Origin of the sequence: Streptomyces sp. NPDC005878 (assembly GCF_040629815.1) — a bacterium.
Taxonomy (GTDB): domain Bacteria; phylum Actinomycetota; class Actinomycetes; order Streptomycetales; family Streptomycetaceae; genus Streptomyces.
In genome coordinates this window covers 269736-288652 of record NZ_JBEXWK010000005.1, presented here as the reverse complement: position 1 = coordinate 288652, position 18917 = coordinate 269736, and the positions used below count along the sequence as shown (strand labels likewise).

Sequence of the window (18917 nt, the reverse complement as noted above, 5' to 3'; positions counted from 1 at the left end):
CCCACCACCGGCCCGCAGACGAAGTCGGAGCCCTGAAGGGGCGCGGGGAACTGCGCAAAGCGATCAGCACCCCACCGGCCCGCAGACGAACCCCTGGCCCGAAGGGGCGCGGGGAACTGCGCGAGCAGCCACGGACGGTCCGCGGACGGACCCCGGGCGGCCGTCACGCCGCCGCCATCCGCAACCCCCGTACCGCCCCCACCCCCGCCTCCACCCCACTCGCGAACGCCACCTCCGACAGGACACCGGGGGCCGCCACCTGGTCGCCCGCCAGGAACACCCCGTGGCCGCGGTCGATCGCGGGGCGGTCGCGCCACGTGGTGCCGGGCAGGTCCACCGCCCCCGTACGCCCCGCCGCGAGCGCGTCCCGCCGCCAGGTGAGCCGCTGGCGCCACCCCGAGAACGCCGCGTCCAGCAGCCGCTCCCCCCGCGCGACCCCGTCCGCCTTCGACTCGTGCGGCGCGATGGGGAACTGCGCCTGGAGGAGCTGGTGCCCGGCCGGCGCGAGCGTACGGCCCGCCGCCGTGAAGCGTTCGATCCAGCCCGGGGTCTCCAGGTCGGAGACGACGAACGGATCGCCCCGCCGGCTGGTGAGCCCGACGTCGAGCAGGACGGTACGGCCGCTGGTCCAGCGCAGCGAGTCGTCCCCGAGCAGCCGGCGCGCCGCGTCGAGGGAGGTCGCGACGACCACCGGCCCGTGGTCGTCGGGGAGCGCGTCCACGCGCGCGGTGGTCTCCACGTGCACCCCCAGCTCCCACGCGCGCGTGGCCATCCGGTCGACCAGCGCCCCCCACCCGCCCACCGGATAGCGCGCCTCGGGCGGCAGCGCGGCCGCGCGGTGCAGCCGCTCCTGGACGAACGCGGCGGACAGCGACCCGGGGTCGTGGTGGAAGAGGGCGACCGCCGCGTAGTTGGCGGCGGCCCGCGCGGCCTTCGCGCCGACGATCCCGGCCGCCCAGGACGCGAAGTCGCTGTCCACGGGGGCGCTTTCCGGACTCTGCCGGGCCAGCTTCAGCAGGGCCAGAGGCGGAGTGTGCCGCAGCGAGCCGTCCCAGTGGAAGCGGAATCTGGCGGCCTCCAGCGGCGGTACGGAGGCGACCTGCCCCAGCAGGCCCCGGCGTTTGAGCCAGGCCCAGTGCGGGCCGCCGTTGTACAGCGCGTGCGGACCGTCGTTGGTCAGGTACGGGCCCTCGGCGGTGCGCGCGCGTCCGCCCAGCGTGTGGTGCGACTCGTACAGGTTCACCCGGGCGCCGGACTCGGCGGCGGTGATGGCCGCGGTGAGCCCGGCGAGGCCGCCGCCGATGACGGTGATCCGGTCCATTCTGCTCTCCTGTCGCTGTGCGGGCACTCATCGTTAGAGACGGAGAGAGGAGGGTGGAATGTGACAGGTAGGGGTGGGTCGGTTGTCAGTGGCGTGGTCCAGCATGGAGTCATGGCGAAGAGGGCGAGCGAAGTGACGGCGGTGCGGCGTCCGGAGGTCCGGCTGCCCCCGCTGGCACCACACGGTCCGGCGGAACTGGAACCGGAGGGTGACTACGACGGCCTGGAGTTCCGGAATCTGGACCTGTCGGGCCAGGAGGGCACCGGGGCCCGCTTCATGGACTGCGGGGTGTTCGGCTGCGTACTGGACGGGACGCGGCTGCCCGGGTCCCGTCTCATCGACACGGTGCTGTCGGGGGTCCGGGGCGTGGGGACCGACCTCTCGCGCGCGTCCCTGCGCGATGTGGAGGTCCACGACGTCCGGATGGGTGGTGTGCAGCTGCACGGCGCGGTGCTCGAACGGGTCCTGATCCGCGGCGGAAAGATCGACTACCTCAATCTGCGCGACACCGACCTGCGGGACGTGCTCTTCGAGAACTGCGTCCTGGCCGAGCCGGACTTCGCGGCGGCCCGGCTCGACCGGGTGGCGTTCGCGGGCTGCGAGCTGCGCGGCGCGGACTTCACCGGCGCCCGGATGAAGGACGTGGACCTGCGCGGCGCCTCGCTCCTGGACATCGCCCGGGGCGTGGACCGTCTGGCGGGCGCGGTGATCACACCGTCCCAGCTGGTCGACCTGGCACCGGCGTTCGCGGCGCAGGTGGGGGTGCGGGTGGTGGCGTGAGGTCCGGGCCCGGGTCCGGGCTCGGTCCGGACCGGGCCCGGGCTCGGGCTCGGGCTCGGGCCCGGCGCCTAGTCCGTCAGGCGCGGGAAGCGGGACTGGAGGGTCCAGATCACCGGGTTCTCGGCGAGGTCGTCGTGCATGTCGCTGAGGTCGGCGATCACGTCGTGCAGGAAGTCGCGGGCCTCGCGGCGCAGCAGCCGGTGGCTGAAGGTGAGCGGGGGCTCGTCGCCGGGCATCCAGTCGGCCTCGACGTCGACCCAGCCGAAGCGGCGCTCGAAGAGCATGCGGTCGCTGGACTCGGTGAAGTCGATCTCGGCGTACTGACTCCGGGAGGAGCGGCTGCCGCGCGGGTCGCGGTCGAGCGCCTCCACGGTGTCGCAGAGCGCCCAGGCGAAGTCGAGCACCGGCACCCATCCCCAGGCTGTGGACACCTCGCGGTCCGCCTTGGTGTCGGCGATGTAGACGTCTCCGCAGAAGAGGTCGTGGCGCAGGGCGTGGACGTCCGCGCGGCGGTAGTCGGTCTGCGGGGGGTCGGGGAAGCGGTTGGAGAGGGAGTAGCCGATGTCGAGCACGCTCGATGGTCCCACGCCCAGGAGACGCCCTCCTGCCGCAGCCCCCTTCCCCGGCGGCCGGGCCCCGGGGGGCACGGGAAACCGCGCGGGCGGCCGGGCCAGCGGACCCGGCGGCCAGGAGGCGCCCTCCTGTCCCATCCCCCTCCCCTGGCTACCGGGCCCGGGGGCATGAGACCGCGCGGAGCCGGCGGCCGGGCCAGCGGACCCGGCGGCCAGGAGGCGCCCTCCTGGCCGCAGCCCCTCCCCTGCCACCGGGCCCCGCAGGGCGCGGGAAACCGCGTAGGCGGCCGGGTGGCGCCGGTCCCCCGGCACGGCCGCTCCCCGGAACGTCAGTGCCGGCCCGAGATGCGGTCCGCCACCGCCGCGATCCGGTGGGTTTCGGCCGCGTGCGTGGTCAGCTCCCGGCGGTCCGCCTCGCGGTACGCCGCGTACATCCCCCGCACCCCCGCCCACCGCAGCGGTTCCGGCTCCCAGCGGCGGACTTCGTGGCCCACCCACGGCAGCGCGGTCAGCTCGGTGGGGCCGGCCTGGCCGGAGTCCTGCTGGACCAGGTCGCGCAGGGTGCGGGCGGCGAGGTTGGCGGTGGCCACGCCCGAGCCGACGTAGCCGCCCGCCCAGCCGAGGCCCGTCGAGCGGTCGAGGGTGACGGTGGCGCACCAGTCGCGCGGCACCCCCAGCACCCCGGACCAGGCGTGCGTGACCGCGACGCCCGCGAGCTGGGGGAAGAAGCGGATCAGGACGTCGCGCAGGGCCTCGACCGTCTCCGGCCGCGTCCGGCCGTCGTTGTCGGTGCGCGAGCCGAAGCGGTACGGCACCCCGCGCCCGCCGAGCGCGATCCGGTCGTCGGCGGTGCGCTGCGCGTACATGTACGCGTGCGCCATGTCGCCCAGCGTCTCCCGGCCCTCCCAGCCGATCGTCTCCCACAGCTCCGCCGGCAGCGGCTCGGTGGCGATCATGGAGGAGTTCATCGGCAGCCAGGTGCGGCGCAGGCCCTTCAGGGACGCGGTGAACCCCTCGGTGCAGCGCAGCACGTACGGGGCGCGGACCGTGCCGTACGGAGTGACCGCGTGTTTGGGACGTATCTCGGTGACCGGGGTCGACTCGTGGACGGTGACGCCCAGCGCCTCCACGGCCGCCGCCAGCCCCTTGAGCAGCTTGACGGGGTGGACGCGGGCGCCGTGCGGGGTCCAGGCGGAGCCGACGGCCCCGGCGACCCGGACGCGCTCGGCCGTCTCACGGGCCCCCAGCAGCAGCCGGTCCTTCTCCCCGAAGGCGAGTTCGGCGGCGTGGAAGGCCTTGAGGCGGCCCAACTGGGCCGGGGTGTAGGCGACTTCCAGCACGCCGCCCCGGTGTATGTCGGCGTCGATCGACTCCTCTGCGGCGGCCCGCACGACCTCCCCGACCGTGTCGTTCATGGCCCGCTGGAGCCGCACGGCGGCCTCGTGGCCGTGCAGCTTCGCGTACCGGTCGCGGCCCGCGATGCCGTTGTAGAGCCAGCCGCCGTTGCGGCCGGAGGCGCCGTAACCGCAGAAGCGGGCCTCCAGCACGGTGATGTCGAGGAAGGGCACGGCCTTCTTCAGGTAGTACGCCGTCCACAGGCCCGTGTAGCCGCCGCCGACGATGACGACGTCCGCCGTCGCGTCGCCCGTCAGGGGCTCGCGCGGGGTCGGGATGCCGTCCTGCGCGTACCAGAAGGAGATGCCGCCGTTGATCGTCCGCGTGCTCATGGGGCTTGTTGGTACACCCGCCGGACGAGCCCTGTCCAGATACGGAATCCGCAGCTACGGAAACCCCGGCCAGGGAATCCGCGGCCAGGGAAAGCCTCGGCCGGGGCAGGGCCGGGCCGTGGCGCGCCGCCCGCGGCAGCGCGCCCCTCGTCGCGGGCTCACCCGGGCAGGTCGTGGACCGGGGCACCAGGACGCGCCCGACCCGGAGCGGCTGGGGGGTGGCGCTGCGGCCGCGGTCCCGCCGAGCCCCGTCCGCGGAGCGGAACCCCCGCGACCGCTCCCCCGCCGCCCGGCTACCCTGCGGCCATGATTCGTAGCGCGACGCCCGACGACGTCCCCGTCATCCACGCCATGGTCCGCGAGCTGGCCGCGTACGAGAAGTGCCCGGACGAGGCGCGGGCGACGCCGGAGCAGTTGCACCAGGCGCTGTTCGGCGAGCACCCGGCGGCGTACGCGCACATCGCCGAGACCGACGCCGGTGAGCCCGCGGGCTTCGCGCTCTGGTTCCTCAACTTCTCCACTTGGCGCGGAGTTCACGGCATCTACCTGGAGGACCTGTACGTACGTCCGGAGCTGCGCGGCGGAGGCCACGGCAAGGCCCTCCTGACCGAGCTGGCCCGCATCTGCGTGGCCCGCGGCTACGGGCGCCTGGAGTGGTCGGTCCTGAACTGGAACGCCCCCTCCATCGCCTTCTACGAGTCGCTGGGCGCCCGGCCGCAGGACGAGTGGACGGTCTACCGGCTGGCGGACGGGGCGCTGGCGGAGCTGGGAGCGGCGCGGTAACCGACGGCGTCCGCACGGGGCCGCCGAAGCCGCCCGCCCGCAGCCGCCGAAGACCGCCGGCCCGCAGCCGCCGAAGACCGCCGGCCCGGAGCCGTCGAAGGCCGCCCGGAGCCGCTGAAAGGCCACCCGGGACCGCCCGGAGCCGCTGAAAGGCCACCCGGGCCGCCCGAAGGCCGCCGGGCGGGACCGCCTTCGGGGTCGCGCTTCACCGGCCCCGGTCCCTACTCCACCTCGATCCCGAAGTCCCCCACCAGCTCCTCCAGACCGCCCCGATACCCCTTCCCGCCGACCACGAAGTCCCAGTCGCCGCCCGCGCGGCGCCGGAACGAGCCCAGCACCAGGGCCGTTTCGCCCGCGCGGCCGTCCGAGACGTCCAGGCGGTCCAGTTCCGTACCGGCCGCGTCGCGCAGGCGGATGGCCGCGTCGGTGAAGCCGGAGAGGTCCGCGTCCGGGTTCGCCTCGGGGTCGACCGAGGCGACCAGGACCAGGCGGTCCGCCCGGTCCGGCAGCGCGTCGAACGCCACCCGGACCGCCGCCCGGTCGCCCAGCGCGCCCGGCACCATCCGCACCGAACCCCCGGGTATCTCGCGGTTGTTGAAGAAGACGAAGTGGTCGTCGTCGAGGACGCGGCCGCCCTCGCACACCAGCGCGCACACGTCCAGGACCACCGAGCCGGTCCACGTCATCCCCAGGACGTTGAAGTCCGCTTCGGACTCGGGGGTCTCCGGCTCGTCGCCGCCCGCGTCGGCCCCCGCCGCCGGTACGTCCACCAGCGTCCCCGAGGGGCCCCGCTGCTCCGGCACCCGGCGCCCCGGCCGCTCCCCCAGCCTCCCCCGCAGCCCGCACGCGTGCAGCAGGTCCACCAGCTCGGCCCCGGACACCAGCGTCAGCGGCTTGCCCTGGGCGAAGGCGTACGAGCCGGGGCCGAAGCCCGAAGTCGTCACCAGGACACCCTTGTTGGCCCCGGCCGCCTGGACCGTGCCGTACAGGTCGCGGACCGCGGTGGGCGGGACCGTGTTGCGGTAGCGCTTGACCTGGACGATGATCCGGCCGCCGCTGATCGGGTCGGGGTCCACCGCCTCCACGTCCACACCGCCGTCGTTGGAGCGCTGGGTGGTCACCGCGTCCATCCCGCGCGCCCGGAACAGCTCGGCCACCAGGGACTCGAACACGATGGGGTCCATCACGAACAGGTCCGGGTCCTCGTCGGAGTCCGCGCCGTGCGTGAGCACCCCCGAGCCGACCTCGCCCGGGCGGCGCACCGCGGCCACCGCGGCCCGCTGGTCCGGCCGGGCCGACAGCCGGCCCCGTACCGCCTCCACCAGGCAGTCCACCGCACTCACCTGCGTCAGCTCCAGGCCCTGGAAGGCCGCCCGGTCCACCAGCACGCAGGCCAGCACGATCTCCGCCCGGCGGCCGGTCGCCGGGTCGACGTCGTCCACGAAGCCGTTGACCGCCACCGCGTCCAGGACGCCGTACTCGTCCGCCGCGAACAGGTCCCGCACCACCAGCAGCAGGCTCTGCGCCAGCACGTCCCGGTACAGCGCGCGCCGCTGGGTCAGCGGGCGGGCGGACTCGCGCTCCTCGTCCGTACTGGCCACGTACCGTACGGACTTGGCGGCGGGGACGATGTCGAAGGCGGGCAGCTCCCAGTCCAGCACCAGCTGGCGGGCGCCCCGGTCGTACGCGCAGGACAGCTGCCGCGGGAAGCCCTCGGGCCAGGCGGAGGCCGCGTACAGGGCCGCCGAGAAGTACTCGACGACCGCGTCCGGCTCGCCCGCCCGCAGACCGGCCACCAGCTCGGCCACGCCCGCGTTGTGGCCCCGGACCTCCGCGAGCCGCTCCCGCGCCCAGGACTCGTACCGCGCCCGGTAGTCGGCCAGTTGGCGGCGGCGCTCGGTCTCGGCGACCTGCGCCGCGTCCCAGTCCCGCCGGTAGGCGGCCTGGGCCTCCTGCTGGGCGCGGCGGCCCGTCCAGCCGCCCCGGGCCTCGTAGCGCGCCGGGTCCGGCATCGCCACCGGCCGCGCCAGCGCCCCGGGCGAGAACGGCTCGACGGCCTCCTCGCGCAGCAGCGACGCCGTACGGAACGGGGGCAGGGCGCACCCCGCCGCCAGCAGCCCCGTCAACTCCTCCACGCGCGCGTCCAGCTCCTGCGAGCGCTGCCGGGCGTCCGCCTCACGGCTCTGGCGGTAGGCGGCCCGCTGCTCGCGGTGGACCCGCGCGGCGTCCCTCTCGTCCTCGCGCTGCCGACGCTCCATCTGCCGCTGCTGCTGGACCGCCGCCCGGTGCTGGACCTCCCGTTGGCGCTGCTCCTGGCGCTGGGCCTGTGCCCACACCCCGGCCAACCCGCTGGAACGACGACTCATACGGCTCCCCCGGCCCCTTTCCCACACACCCCTGGAGACACGATTGTCCCGGACCAGAAAGGTCCGGGACACGGTGTGACGCGGTGTTTCGGTGGAGCCGCCTGTCGGAATCGAACCGACGACCTCAAGATTACAAGTCAAGCGCTCTAGCCAACTGAGCTAAGGCGGCGGCACGTGCGCCGGGCTCGCGCACGCGAGGCGCCCCCACCTCGCGGCGAGGGCTCCCTCACTCTACACAGAGCACGATTGACACCTCCAGGAAGTTCCCCTCCCGCACCTGCTGACAGATCGGACAGCGCCGGGTAGCGTCTCGTGCAGCCCACCCAGGTGGACTACACCACTTCTCCCTCTACTCGGATCGTCCGGCACGTTCCTGCCGGTGAAGGGACAGGTCTCCCATGGCCACTGTCACGTTCGACAAGGCGACCCGGATCTACCCGGGCTCCACCAAGCCCGCGGTCGACGGGCTCGAGATCGAGATCGAGGACGGCGAGTTCCTCGTCCTCGTCGGCCCCTCGGGCTGCGGAAAGTCCACCTCCCTGCGGATGCTCGCGGGCCTGGAGGACGTCAACGGCGGAGCCATCCGCATCGGTGACCGCGATGTCACCCACCTCCCGCCCAAGGACCGGGACATCGCCATGGTGTTCCAGAACTACGCGCTCTACCCGCACATGACCGTCGCCGACAACATGGGCTTCGCGCTCAAGATCGCCGGGGTCAACAAGGCGGAGATCCGCAAGAAGGTCGAGGAGGCGGCGAAGATCCTCGACCTCACCGAGTACCTGGACCGCAAGCCCAAGGCCCTCTCCGGCGGCCAGCGCCAGCGCGTCGCCATGGGCCGCGCCATCGTGCGCGAGCCGCAGGTCTTCCTCATGGACGAGCCGCTCTCCAACCTCGACGCCAAGCTCCGCGTCTCCACCCGCACCCAGATCGCCTCGCTCCAGCGGCGCCTGGGCATCACGACGGTGTACGTGACCCACGACCAGGTCGAGGCCATGACCATGGGCGACCGCGTGGCGGTCCTCAAGGACGGTCTGCTCCAGCAGGTCGACTCGCCGCGCAACATGTACGACCGCCCGGCCAACCTCTTCGTCGCCGGCTTCATCGGCTCGCCCGCGATGAACCTGGTCGAGGTCCCGATCACCGACGGCGGCGTGAAGTTCGGCAACAGCGTGGTCCCCGTCAGCCGGGAGGCGCTGTCCGCCGCGGCCGACCGGGGCGACCGCACGGTGACGGTCGGCGTCCGCCCCGAGCACTTCGACATCGTCGAGCAGAACGGCGCGGCCGCGGTCGCGGCGTCCCTCTCCAAGGAGTCCGAGGCCGAGCCCGCGGGCCTGGCCGTCACGGTGAACGTGGTGGAGGAGCTCGGCGCCGACGGCTACGTGTACGGCACGGCCGACGTCGGCGGCGAGCAGAAGGACCTCGTGGTCCGGGTGAACGGCCGCTCGGTCCCCGAGAAGGGCTCCCAGCTCCACGTGGTCCCGCGGCCCGGCGAGACGCATGTCTTCTCGACCTCGACGGGCGAGCGCCTCAGCGACTGACGTACGGCGGCACGTCAGCCGGCCCCGCACCCACCTACCGGGGTGCGGGGCTTTTCCGTACCCCGGGGTTTGGGGGCCCCTGGATTACCGCGCGTCCGGGGGCGAGCGTCCGGGTTTCCGCACGTCGGGGTTTCGGGGGGCCCGGGGGCCCGGAGTTCCGCACCCCCGCGTTTCCACGCGTCCGCGTTTCCACGCGTCCGCGTTTCCACGCGTCCGGGTTTCCGCCCGCGCACTGTCACCTGTCGACAAATACCCCGGCAGACCGGCCATTTCGAACAGTGTTCGTCAACACGGGATTCGAAACGCCGCCTCGAACCATCCCTCGACCGGGTGACTAAATGTCGCCAAATCATTACTCCCCGCTACGCTCGCCTCCGTGACGCACACAGCCCGCCGAATCGGCCGCACCCTAGCTCTCGTCCTGCCCGTCGTCCTCGTCCTCTCGGGGACGCTCGCGGTCACCCGGGTCAACTGGGCCGGGACCAGCGACTCGCAGCTGCTGACCGCCTCCTCCCAGGACGTCTCCGTACGCGCGAAGCCACGCGCCCCGCAGGACGTCCTGCGCGACGCGCTGCTCCTCGAACTCCAGGAGAAGGACCCCGGAACCGCCCTCACCCACCTCCAGCGCGAGGTGGAGCAGCGCCCCTCGCTCGCCAAGCACTGCATGTCGATCGCGCGTGCGCTGGGCCAGGCCGCCGTGAAGCAGTACGGCCCCGCCAAGGCCCAGTCGTACTCGCGCCCCGTCTGCGACACGTCGTTCGCCTCGGGCGTGGCCCAGGAGTCCTGAGCGCGGCAGCCCGGCCGTACCGCGTCCGGTCCACGGCATAGGGTTCACCGCATGACTGCGAGCACGACTTCGACCTTCCCGACGCAGGCCGTGGTCCTGGCGGGCGGCCAGGGCTCACGACTGCGTCCGTACACCGACGACCGCCCCAAGCCGATGGTCGAGATCCCGGGCACCGGGACCCCGATCATCGGCCATCAGCTTGCCTGGCTCGCGGCGGAGGGCGTCACCGACGCCGTGATCTCCTGCGGCCACCTCGCCGACGTGCTCCAGGAGTGGCTGGACTCGGCGGACCTTCCGCTGCGCGTCACGACGGTGGTCGAGAGCGAGCCGCTGGGGCGCGGGGGCGGCCTCAAGTACGCGGCGGCGCACCTGCCGCACGGCGACCAGCCGTGGTACGCCACGAACGGTGACATCTGGACCCGGTTCTCGCTGCGCGAGATGGCGTCCTTCCACGGGGAGCGCGACGCGACGGCCACGCTGGCGCTGGCCCGGCCCCGTATCCCGTGGGGCGCGGTCGAGACGGACGCCTTCGGTCACATCACGGACTTCATCGAGTCCCCGCCGTCGCCGTATCTGATCAACGCGGGCGTGTACGTGTTCTCCTCCGCCTTCACGGAGCTGCTGCCGGACCGGGGCGACCACGAGCGCACCACGTTCCCGCGCCTGGCCCGCGAACGCCGCCTGGCCGGGTTTCCGCTGCCGCACGGGGCGTATTGGCGGGCGATCGACACGGCGAAGGACTTGACGGAGGCGGCGAAGGAACTGGCAACGCCCCGCCACTAAACGGTCCGCCCGCAGGCGCCTCCCGGACCCTACGCCCCACCCCTCCCCAGCGGGAGCTACGCCCCGCACCCCATCCTTTCGCCCGCGGCCAGGTGAAGGATTACTCACGCAGTGGGGTTGTCTGCGGGCCGGTGTGGGTTGCTCGCGCAGTTCCCCGCGCCCCTAGGGGGTTGCGCTTATCGCACGCGTGCGGTGCAGCCGGCCCGAGGAGGGGCCGGAGGCCCCTTGAGGGGCGCGGGGAACTGCGCGGGTGCCCCAGCACGGTCCGCACACAAAGGCGCCTGCGCAGCGGGGTGCAGGGGCCGCAGGCCCCGCTTCGGAGGGCAGGGGCGGAGCCCCGGAGCGGGGTGCAGGATCCGCAAGCCCCCGCCAGGGGTTCGGGGGCGGAGCCCCCTAGTGGGGTGCAGGGGCCGCAGGCCCCGCCGGGGGGTCGGGGGCGGAGTCCCCGGGAAAAACGCCTTCGCCCCTCCCCCGCCCCCGGAGGGTTTCGGAAAGGGGCGGGGTGGGGGCTGAGCGCCGTCAGCCCAGTAGGCCGCCGATCGGGTTCCGGTTACCCCCCGTAGACCCCCCGGACCCCCCCGACGGAGTCGACGCACCCCCCGTCGACGTCGGCCCGGACGTCGACGACGGCGGCGCGACCGGCGCCGGCTTGTGGCGGGGCGTCGGCGCCTTGTGGCCCGTCGTCCCCTGGGACGTCTGGCTCGGCACACCCCCCACCGCCCCCGACTCCCGCACCGGCTTCGACGACGCCCGCTTGGACGGCTTCACCGACGGCTTGGCCGAGCCGCTCACGGACGGCTTGGGCGAGCCGGGGCGGCGTACGGACGGGGTGGACGGCGTGGGCGCCAGCGGCGTGCCCGGGAGGTAGTTGGTGGGGTCGGAGTGCGGACCCGGCACCGTCACCATCTCGGTGGAGCGCACCGCACCGCCGAGCAGCGAGCCGATCACCAGGGTCAGCCCGACCACCACCGTCGCCATCACCGTGCCCCGCCGCAGCACCCGCCGCCGCAGCTCCCACAGCGTGGAGCGCGGGCCGAGCCGGCGCCAGGCCTCGCCGGAGAGGCGGGCGTCCAGCGAGTACACCGGCGCGCCGGCCGTGATCAGCGGGGACCAGGCGGCCAGGTAGATGAAGTCCGGCGCGTCGTACGCCGGGACCGTCTGCCAGCTCACCGTCAGCAGCAGGGCCGCCGAGAGCAGCGCCCCGAACACCGCCGCGACCCGCTGCCACAGGCCCAGCATGGTCAGCACGCCCACCACGATCTGGAGGAAGGCCACCGACAGGCCCGCCCCGACCGGATGCTGGAGCGCGAAGGTGCGCAGCGGCTCGGCGAGGGCCCACGGGTGCAGCGAGTTCAGCCACTTCATCATCGAGCCGCGCTCGCCGCCGTCGAAGTAGACGGGGTCGCAGAGCTTGCCCATCCCCGCGTACACGGAGATGAAGCCGAGGAAGACGCGCAGCGGGAGCAGGACCACGCCGAGGTTCATCCGGCGGCCCGGGTAGTACGCGTGGCGCACCTGGTCCGCGCCGTGCCGCTGGCCGCGTGCGTCGGTGCCGTCGGGTCCGTCGGCGCCGTCGGGTCCGTCCGGGCCGTCCTCGCCGTAGCCGCGCTCGTACGCGTCGAAGTCGCCGCCCCCGTACGCCCCTTGGGTGCGCACCGCCTGGAGCAGGGCCGTCTCGGCGCCGCCCCCGGAGTCCGCGAGCGGTGCGCGCGGGCCGACCACCACGGGCGTCGGCCTGGTGTCCTCGTCGACGCGCGGGATGACCTGGGTGTTGCCCACGTCGAGCGCCTCGCCCGGCGCCGCCGGCGCGTCCAGGCCGCGCACCGCCTGCAACAGGCCGGTCGCCCCGGGCGCCGCCCGGCCGCTCCACACCACCGGGGCCCGGCGGCGGGCCGCCCCGGGGGCGGCCGGCATCCTCGCCGGGTCCCTCGGAGGGCGCTTCGACTGGGCCTTCGGGGCGAAGTGCACCCGGAAACTGGCGTGGTTGACGATGACCTGCGCCGGGTCGGAGTCCACCTTGACCATACTCAGGGCAGGCTGATCGTCGAACCCGGGCCGGGGCGTTCTGGTGTCCACACTCATCTAACCGAGTGATGGTGGTTTAGGACACTGCCTTGACGCAGGCGATCTGTCCGAGGCCCGTCAAGATCACCTACTCCGGACGGGCGTCGGGCGGATCCGCGTCAGCCCTTGCGGCGGCGCGCGGCCTCGTAGAGCACGATGCCCGCCGCGACACCGGCGTTCAGCGACTCGGCGCCGCCCGGCATCGAGATGCGCACCCGGTAGTCGCAGGTCTCGCCGACCAGGCGGCCCAGGCCCTTGCCCTCGCTGCCGATCACGATGACGACCGGCCCGGCCAGCGCCTCCAGCTGCTCGACCGTGTGCTCGCCGTCGGCGGCGAGGCCGACGATGGTGACACCGGCCTTCTTGTAGTCCTCCAGGGCGCGGGTCAGGTTGGTGACGCGCGAGACCGGCGTACGGGCGGCGGTGCCCGCCGAGGACTTCCAGGCGCCGGCCGTCATCCCGGCCGCGCGGCGCTCGGGCACGACCACGCCGTGGCCGCCGAAGGCGGAGGTGGAGCGGACGATCGCGCCGAGGTTGCGCGGGTCGGTGACGCCGTCGAGGGCGACGATCAGCGGCTCGTCGTGGCTGTCGTACGCGGCCTCCAGGAGGTCCTGCGGGTGCGCGTACTCGTACGGCGGGACCTGGAGGACCAGGCCCTGGTGGTTGAGCCCGTTGGTCATCCGGTCGAGCTCGGCGCGCGGGGCCTCCATCAGGTTGATGTTGCCGCGCTCGCCCGCGAGCTGGAGCGCCTCGCGCACCCGCTCGTCGTTGTCGATGTACTGCTGCACGTACAGCGTGGTCGCCGGGACGCCGTCGCGCAGTGCCTCGAAGACCGGGTTGCGGCCGACGACCATCTCGGACGTGCCCTTGGGGCCGCCGCGGCGCGGGGCGGGGCGGCGGGTCGCGGCCTGCTTGGCCTTCGCGGTGGCGATGCGGTTCTTCTTGTGCTTCTTGCGCTCCTCCGCGGGGGGCGTCGGGCCCTTGCCCTCCAGGCCCCGGCGCCGCTGGCCACCGCTGCCGACCGTCGCGCCCTTCTTGTTGGACGTGCGGCGGTTCCTGCGCTGGCTGTTCCCGGCCATGACTACCTGTTTCCGTGATTGTGCGACCTACGGGGCGTGGTGGCGACCGCGGGTCCTGCGTACGTACGTATATGAAGTGTGCCGCCCAGTCGCCCGGGCGGCACATCGCGCCTGCCCGTCAGCGGGGGCCGAGGCTCCAGCGGGGGCCGCTGGGGCTGTCCTCGACGACGAGCCCGGACTGGGCCAGCTGGTCGCGGATGGCGTCCGCGGTGGCCCAGTCCTTGCGGGCGCGGGCCGCCTCGCGCTGTTCGAGCACCAGCCGTACGAGCGTGTCGACGGCCCCGTGCAGGTCGTCGCCGCGCTCGGCCTCGCCCGCCCAGTGGGCGTCCAGCGGGTCCAGACCGAGGACGCCGAGCATGGCGCGGACCTCGGCGAGACGGGCGACGGCCTCTTCCTTGTCGTCGGCGGCCAGCGCGCTGTTGCCCTGGCGGACCGTGGTGTGGACGACCGCGAGCGCCTGCGGGACGCCCAGGTCGTCGTCCATCGCCTCGGCGAACGCCGGCGGCACCTCGGCGGCGGGCTCGACCACGCCCCCCGCCTTCTCCACCACGCGCTGGACGAAGCCCTCGATGCGCGCGAACGCCGACTCGGCCTCGCGCAGGGCCTCCTCGCTGTACTCGATGGTGGAGCGGTAGTGCGGGGTGCCCAGGTAGTAGCGGAGCACGACGGGGCGCCACCGCTGGACCATGTCGGAGACGAGCACCGAGTTGCCGAGCGACTTGGACATCTTCTCGCCGGCCATGGTGACCCAGGCGTTGTGCATCCAGTACGCGGCGAAGTCGTCGCCGTACGCCTTGGCCTGGGCGATCTCGTTCTCGTGGTGCGGGAAGATCAGGTCGCGGCCGCCGCCGTGGATGTCGAAGGCGCTGCCCAGGTACTTGTGGGCCATCGCCGAGCACTCCAGGTGCCAGCCGGGACGACCCCGGCCCCAGGGCGTCTCCCAGTCGGGCTCGCCCGGCCTGGACGCCTTCCACATGGCGAAGTCGCGCGGGTCGCGCTTGCCCGCGACGCCCTCGTCGGGCTGGCGCAGGTCGTCGATGTCCTGGTTGGACAGCTCCAGATAGCCGGGGAAGGAGCGCACGTCGAAGTAGACACTGCCGTCAGCCTCGTACGCGTGACCGCGCTCGATCAGACCGCGCATCATCTCGATCATCTCCGGGACGTGCCCGGTCGCGCGCGGCTCATAGGTGGGCGGCAGGCAACCGAGGGCCTCGTACCCGTCGTTGAAGGCGCGCTCGTTCTCGTAGCCGATCGACCACCAGGGGCGGCCCTGCTCGGCCGACTTCGCGATGATCTTGTCGTCGATGTCGGTGACGTTGCGGATGAACGTGACGTCGTAGCCGCGGTACTGGAACCAGCGGCGCGCGATGTCGAAGTTGAGGTAGGAGCGGACGTGTCCGATGTGCGGGGCGGCCTGCACGGTCGCGCCACAGAGGTAGATCGAGACACAGCCCGGCACGAGCGGGGTGAAATCACGGATCTGCCGGGCGCTGGTGTCGTACAGGCGAATAGTCACGGGTCCAGGGTAGTGGGCCCGTGGCGGTGCCCCGCGACCCTTGGGCCACGGGGCACCGAAGTGTGACAGAAGCTTTTCCGGCGGGCCGCGACGGCGGCGCGGCGCGCTCGGCCGCGGGGTTTTCCGGGGGCCACCGGAACGTGTCCGTCCGGGCCTCGGTCACCCGGCCACCGGCCATCCCGGTCCTTCATTCACCCGGTCCGGTAGACCAGCGCCGTGGCGATCGCGGCGAGGCCGTCGCCGCGGCCGGGGAAGCCGAGGCCGTCGGTGGTGGCGCCGGAGACCGAGACCGGCGCGCCGACCGCGTCGGAGAGCACCTTCTGCGCCTCGTCGCGCCGCTTGCCGATCTTCGGGCGGGGGCCGACGACCTGGACGGCCACGTTGCCGATGCCGAAGCCCCCCGCCCGGACGATCCGGGCCGCCTCGGTGAGGAGGGTGACGCCGGAGGCGCCGGACCACTCGGGGCGGCCGGTGCCGAAGTGGGCGCCGAGGTCGCCGAGGCCCGCCGCCGAGAACAGCGCGTTGCAGGCGGCGTGCGCGACGACGTCCGCGTCGGAGTGGCCGGCGAGGCCGGGCCCCTCGTCCTCCCAGAGCAGACCCGCGCACCACAGCTCGCGGCCCTCCTCGAAGGCGTGAATGTCGGTGCCGATGCCGACCTGCGGGATCACCGGGGCGGGCGGGGCAGGGGCCGGGGCCGGGGCCGCCGGAGCGGGCGTCGGCGTCGGCATCTGCCTCTGGGCCGGCTCAGAAGCCATCGTTCCCTCAGAAGCCATCGTTCGCCCTCCTGCGCGCCAGGACCGCCTCGGCCAGGACCAGGTCCAGCGGGCGGGTGACCTTGAAGGCCTCCTCGTGGCCCGGCACGACCACGACCTTCAGGCCGAGCCGCTCGACCATGGACGCGTCGTCGGTGACCTCGCCCTCGACGTGTCCGTGGGCGCGCACCAGCGTGGCGTGGTCGAAGCCCTGCGGGGTCTGGACCGCGCGCAGCCGGGACCGGTCGGGCGTGGCGAGCACCGGCTCGGGGGTGCCGTCGGTGTGCGGCTCGACCTCCTTGACGGTGTCGGCCAGCGGCAGCGCGGGGACGACGGCCGGGGCCCCGTCCCGTACCGCCTCGATCACCGCGTCGACCGTGTCGACCGGCACCAGCGGGCGGGCCGCGTCGTGGACGAGGACCACGTCGATGCCGGGCGGCAGCGCCTCCAGGCCCAGGCGCACGGACTCCTGGCGGGTCTCGCCCCCGGGCACCACGACGAAGTCGGTCCGCTCCGGGAGGGCGTGCTCGGCCAGCAGGTTCCTGACCTCGGTGGCGCCGTCCGGCGGGGCCACGACGACGACGAGCGAGACGGCGCGGGAGGCGGCCATGGCCCGGACGGCGTGGATGAGCATCGGCGTGCCGTTCAGCGCGCGGAGCGCCTTGGGGGCGCCCGGGCCGAGCCGCACACCGCGGCCGGCCGCGGGGATCACGGCGGCGGTGCGGAAAACGCGCGTTTCCTCAGACAAGGTTTGTGTCCTTCGGCGACATGGGTATGGCCTCAGCAAGCTGGGCGCGACGCCCCTGACCGGCCCCTTCCGTGACGACCGGTCGGGCGCTGCCCGGCACGGCGAGCCGCTGCGGATGCCGTGGGCGTACGAATGATGTCCGAACATGCCGCAGCGCCCGGCGACACAGCAGTAAGGTCACTGCTGGTCAGCGGGCACCGCGGCAATTACTGGCCGCCCGGGAGGCGCAGCCCCCGGAGTCGGCCGGTGTCAGGACGCGAGAACCTCGTCGAGGAGGGCCTCGGCCTTGTCTTCGTTGGTGTTCTCAGCGAGGGCCAGCTCGCTCACCAGGATCTGGCGCGCCTTGGCGAGCATGCGCTTCTCACCCGCGGAGAGTCCGCGCTCGCGCTCACGACGCCACAGGTCGCGCACCACTTCGGCGACCTTGATGACATCGCCGGAGGCGAGCTTCTCCAGATTCGCCTTGTAGCGACGGGACCAGTTCGTGGGCTCCTCCGCATACGGTGCGCGCAGCACCTCGAAGACCCGGTCCAGCCCGTCCTGCCCGACCACATCGCGCACGCCTACGAACTCCGCATTGTCCGCGGGTACGCGTACCGTCAGATCGCCCTGGGCGACCTTGAGCACCAAGTAGGTCTTGTCCACGCCTTTGATCTGGCGAGTTTCGATGGCCTCGATCAGCGCGGCCCCGTGATGGGGATAGACCACGGTGTCGCCAACCTTGAACGTCATGTGACAGGTACCCCTTCCGTGGCTATCCAGAGTAACACGAGAACAGCCTGTTCTGAATGGCGTTTTCGCAGGTCAGGGCATATCTCGGGGCTTGACAACAGCAACAGGAACGTGCTGCGGAGGGCTCGCGGGAAGGGGTATTCGCAGGTCGGAGCGGCTGTTCGGGGGCAGGGAAACATGCCCGTCACACTCTTCGCAACCCCCTTCCGATGACCCGAACATCCCGGTTTGTCGGGTTCCAAGCGGTGAACTTCCACTGCTCCGTTCGGTGATCGGTCACCCGTTCGGCGGGACCACGACTTTTTCGCGAATTGATCACCAGGGGCGGACCGGGGGGTTTTCGGTAAGGAATGCGGGGCGGTCCGGGGAATTGATCACCGGTGATATGTGAACGGCGCGGGAAACGTCGAGATCAGAGCGGGTGCGGAGGTCCGGGGGAGGTTGTGGGGAGAGTTGTGCAGACGCGCCCGGCGGGTGCGCCGGGAAGGGCGCGCGACTCCCGGCGCGGCGCACCGGCGCGCAGGGGCGGGTCGGGTGCGGGCTCGCCGGGACGGCTCGGTAACCTAAGCCAGCTGACACAGACTTTGCCGTCCTTTAGATGTCCTTACGTCCAAGGAGTTGCCGCCGCCGTGAGCCGCAGCCTTCGACGCGGCGCCCTCGCCGCCTCTGCCATCGCGTTCTCGCTCGCCTCTGTCGCCGCCTGCTCGGCGGGCAACGACGCGCAGACGCTCGAAGTGAAGCCGGACAACGCCGCCGTCAAGGTCGGTGACATCAAGATCCAGAATGCGACCGTCCTGACGCAGCCGAAGGCGGACGCCGCCGGTCCGGCCGTCATCGCGGCGACCCTCTTCAACAACGGCGACAAGCCGCAGACGCTCGACGCGGTCAAGCTCGCGTCCTCGGGCGCCACGGTGAAGCTGTCCCCCGCCAAGGGCCAGAAGGGGCTCACCGTGCCCCCGCACGGCTCGCTGATCCTCGGCGGCAAGGACAACGCGTCCGCCGTCGTCGAGAACGGCAAGGAGGCCGCCAGGAACGGCGACGCCCAGCCGGTCACCTTCCAGCTGAGCAAGGCGGGCGACGTGACGCTGCGCGCCTTCGTGATCCCCTCCACCAGCTACTTCGAGGGCTACGGCCCGAGCGAGCTCCCCAAGCCCCCGGCGGCCACGCCGGGCGCGCCGGGCGCGGCCACCTCGCCGGAGGCCGGCACCACGCCGGGCGCCACCGCGAGCGGCAAGCCGGCGGGCAAGCCGTCGAACACCCCGGCCAAGGGCAAGCCGTCCGGCGGCGCGAGCACGGGTGCGGCGCACTGACGCAGACGTACACGTACGCGACAGGAGGGGCCCCGGACATCTGTCCGGGGCCCCTC

General features: G+C 73.1%; 16 protein-coding genes and 1 tRNA gene. 6 read left to right on the top strand and 11 right to left on the bottom strand.

Features of this window, described 5'->3' with window-relative positions:
- Positions 1-163 precede the first annotated feature (163 nt).
- Positions 164-1321, bottom strand: a complete 1158-nt coding sequence (locus ABZ404_RS11895) for an NAD(P)-binding protein (RefSeq protein ID WP_358831542.1) — start codon at positions 1319-1321, stop codon at positions 164-166.
- Between the two features lie 111 nt (positions 1322-1432).
- On the opposite strand from ABZ404_RS11895, the gene ABZ404_RS11890 reads away from it, so the two are divergent.
- Entirely contained in the window at positions 1433-2101 is a 669-nt protein-coding gene (locus ABZ404_RS11890) for a pentapeptide repeat-containing protein (protein WP_358831543.1), read from the top strand.
- 68 nt (positions 2102-2169) lie between these two features.
- Here the strand turns inward: ABZ404_RS11890 and ABZ404_RS11885 are convergent, their stop codons facing one another.
- On the bottom strand, positions 2170-2673 hold the full coding sequence (locus tag ABZ404_RS11885; RefSeq protein WP_358831557.1) for a hypothetical protein: 504 nt from the start codon (positions 2671-2673) through the stop codon (positions 2170-2172).
- A 329-nt stretch (positions 2674-3002) separates the two neighbouring features.
- Entirely contained in the window at positions 3003-4400 is a 1398-nt protein-coding gene (locus ABZ404_RS11880) for an FAD-dependent oxidoreductase (RefSeq protein ID WP_358831544.1), read from the bottom strand.
- 306 nt (positions 4401-4706) lie between these two features.
- Between ABZ404_RS11880 and ABZ404_RS11875 the strand changes: the two genes are divergently transcribed.
- A complete protein-coding gene (locus tag ABZ404_RS11875; RefSeq protein ID WP_358831545.1) occupies positions 4707-5183 on the top strand; it encodes a GNAT family N-acetyltransferase in 477 nt (158 codons plus the stop codon).
- 221 nt (positions 5184-5404) lie between these two features.
- Here ABZ404_RS11875 and ABZ404_RS11870 read toward each other — a convergent pair whose 3' ends face one another.
- A complete protein-coding gene (locus tag ABZ404_RS11870) occupies positions 5405-7549 on the bottom strand; it encodes a restriction endonuclease (protein WP_358831546.1) in 2145 nt (714 codons plus the stop codon).
- A gap of 92 nt (positions 7550-7641) precedes the next feature.
- Positions 7642-7718, bottom strand: a tRNA-Thr gene (locus tag ABZ404_RS11865).
- A 229-nt stretch (positions 7719-7947) separates the two neighbouring features.
- Here ABZ404_RS11865 and ugpC point away from each other — a divergent pair.
- The 3 genes from ugpC to ABZ404_RS11850 all read left to right on the top strand — a co-directional run bounded on the left by ugpC (position 7948) and on the right by ABZ404_RS11850 (position 10660).
- A complete protein-coding gene (ugpC, locus tag ABZ404_RS11860; protein WP_358831547.1) occupies positions 7948-9090 on the top strand; it encodes a sn-glycerol-3-phosphate ABC transporter ATP-binding protein UgpC in 1143 nt (380 codons plus the stop codon).
- Between the two features lie 376 nt (positions 9091-9466).
- Positions 9467-9877 carry a hypothetical protein gene (locus ABZ404_RS11855; protein WP_358831548.1) on the top strand — a complete coding sequence of 137 codons (411 nt, stop codon included), beginning with the start codon at positions 9467-9469 and terminating at the stop codon, positions 9875-9877.
- 51 nt (positions 9878-9928) lie between these two features.
- Positions 9929-10660, top strand: coding sequence for a nucleotidyltransferase family protein (locus ABZ404_RS11850; RefSeq protein ID WP_358831549.1), 732 nt, complete (start codon positions 9929-9931; stop codon positions 10658-10660).
- A 519-nt stretch (positions 10661-11179) separates the two neighbouring features.
- Here the strand turns inward: ABZ404_RS11850 and ABZ404_RS11845 are convergent.
- The 6 genes from ABZ404_RS11845 to ABZ404_RS11820 form a co-directional block, all read right to left on the bottom strand.
- Positions 11180-12742 carry a DoxX family protein gene (locus ABZ404_RS11845; RefSeq protein WP_358833366.1) on the bottom strand — a complete coding sequence of 521 codons (1563 nt, stop codon included), beginning with the start codon at positions 12740-12742 and terminating at the stop codon, positions 11180-11182.
- 101 nt (positions 12743-12843) lie between these two features.
- The gene (rlmB, locus tag ABZ404_RS11840; RefSeq protein WP_358833365.1) at positions 12844-13803 is read right to left on the bottom strand and encodes a 23S rRNA (guanosine(2251)-2'-O)-methyltransferase RlmB; all 960 of its coding nucleotides are present in this window, start codon (positions 13801-13803) and stop codon (positions 12844-12846) included.
- A gap of 118 nt (positions 13804-13921) precedes the next feature.
- Positions 13922-15319: a cysteine--tRNA ligase gene (gene cysS / locus ABZ404_RS11835; RefSeq protein WP_358833364.1), complete on the bottom strand. Its 1398-nt coding sequence runs from the start codon at positions 15317-15319 to the stop codon at positions 13922-13924.
- A 191-nt stretch (positions 15320-15510) separates the two neighbouring features.
- Positions 15511-16047 carry a 2-C-methyl-D-erythritol 2,4-cyclodiphosphate synthase gene (ispF, locus tag ABZ404_RS11830; protein WP_358833369.1) on the bottom strand — a complete coding sequence of 179 codons (537 nt, stop codon included), beginning with the start codon at positions 16045-16047 and terminating at the stop codon, positions 15511-15513.
- Positions 16048-16081: 34 nt separating this feature from the next.
- Positions 16082-16819 carry a 2-C-methyl-D-erythritol 4-phosphate cytidylyltransferase gene (gene ispD / locus ABZ404_RS11825; protein WP_358833363.1) on the bottom strand — a complete coding sequence of 246 codons (738 nt, stop codon included), beginning with the start codon at positions 16817-16819 and terminating at the stop codon, positions 16082-16084.
- A 249-nt stretch (positions 16820-17068) separates the two neighbouring features.
- Positions 17069-17551 (bottom strand): CarD family transcriptional regulator, encoded by a 483-nt coding sequence (locus ABZ404_RS11820; RefSeq protein WP_003953493.1) that lies wholly within the window; start codon positions 17549-17551, stop codon positions 17069-17071.
- A gap of 629 nt (positions 17552-18180) precedes the next feature.
- Between ABZ404_RS11820 and ABZ404_RS11815 the strand changes: the two genes are divergently transcribed.
- On the top strand, positions 18181-18861 hold the full coding sequence (locus ABZ404_RS11815) for a DUF461 domain-containing protein (RefSeq protein ID WP_358833362.1): 681 nt from the start codon (positions 18181-18183) through the stop codon (positions 18859-18861).
- Positions 18862-18917 lie beyond the last annotated feature (56 nt).